Below are 1,413 nucleotides of genomic sequence, written 5' to 3' on the forward strand. Positions count from 1 at the left end.
CGCGCCCATTGCCTGTCGTTCAGCCAAAACAAACCAGCGCGCATTCTCTCGCCCCCGAATCAACACGTAGGCAAGAGAATCACGTGGCGCTATTTAGGTACAGACCCTAGTGCGCGCAAGCGCTCGTCAGCCCAGATGGCAATTGATGAGGGCGCGCCGCCTGTGTTCGATGGGACGGACCAGATGGTCGATCGCCGACGCCTAAGCTATGAAGAGCTGCCTGCCAGTTGTCCGCTAATGGCCCGCAACCCGACGCGTCCACACGATTATCAAGCGACGGCAGGCACTGCACTTTTCAATTCGGCTCGCTCCACGGCCAGCGGGCGGTGCTCGACGACATGGAATGGCTGGGCGACGAGCATATCGGGCGAATTACGCCCTCCTGTTACAGGAGTTGAAGAGGGACATTCCGGATCTGGCGGCCCGGACTCGTTCGTGGAGTTCGTGACAACCCATGTGCTGCGCTACACTATCCTTCCGCTTTCATTATTATTCCCGAGCAGGCAACCGCCCATAATGCCATTTGTTGCATTAGCAGCCCAGTTGTTCGCAAACAAATCATCGACATCCTTGCTCGGGAGCCCCCCACCGGGATTCGCCGCTTGTTGAACAAAGGCTTGCGCCAGCGAGTGCCGAAACGCAGAGATGCTTTCCGCATCCATGGGCGAGATCTCGCAGACCAAAGCTTTACTGTCGGCATCCATTAAGACCTGTGGACCAAAAGCAGTACCGCTCGGGTTTGACGCCATAATCAACGTGAAGCTAATTTTGACCCCGGCCGAGGTCGTAAAACTATGAGATGCCAAAGAAACTAGCCTCTGCATCAGCATCGAACCGACAGGCGCCTCCGCACGGAGAGCCGGACCATTCTGCCGGAACGATCTTGCAGGAGCGAACGACGCCACTCGAGGCCCTTTGTCTGCTCTCCTCTTTAGAACGTCTTCGTCGGGATAATTTGACGGCTCGTCACTGCTCAGCGTCATCGATCGATAGCGCAGACGCGAGGGCGCTGGAAGAATCACAGGAGCCAATACAGCGTTGCACGGTGCACCCGCATTAGCCCCATTGAAGCTGAACAGATCCGCACCCCGCTCAAAGAGCTCCCCTCGTATGGGCTGGTTGTCACTGAAAAGATGGAGGGCTTGGCATTCCGACTGAAAATTATCAACAAGTAGGATGGAAGAAACAATCAGAATCCCGGCACAATCACTCCGATAGCCGGAGCGTTTTGCCATGGCTCCGCGGTTGCTCACCACCAGCAAAAGCAAGGCCGCAAGCACGCTCACGAAGTACAAAAACACCAGCCTAGTACCCGGAATCAGAGCTGAGTGATACGGCGGCCTTTGAAACGGCGTTGACGGACCTTTTTCTTGGTCCAGACGAAGGGCTCGGCTCTGTCGTTGTATGCGTTGA

The 1,413-nt window shown here is 56.2% G+C and carries 1 protein-coding gene; it reads right to left on the minus strand.

Translation table 11 applies throughout. From position 1 onward, the window contains the following. Positions 1-464 precede the first annotated feature (464 nt). Positions 465-1,413: hypothetical protein (locus QJT78_RS51250; RefSeq protein ID WP_281460878.1), on the minus strand; the 949-nt coding region annotated here is incomplete at its 5' end.

The organism is Bradyrhizobium sp. Mp27 (assembly GCF_029953005.1).
Taxonomy (GTDB): Bacteria; Pseudomonadota; Alphaproteobacteria; order Rhizobiales; family Xanthobacteraceae; genus Bradyrhizobium; species Bradyrhizobium barranii.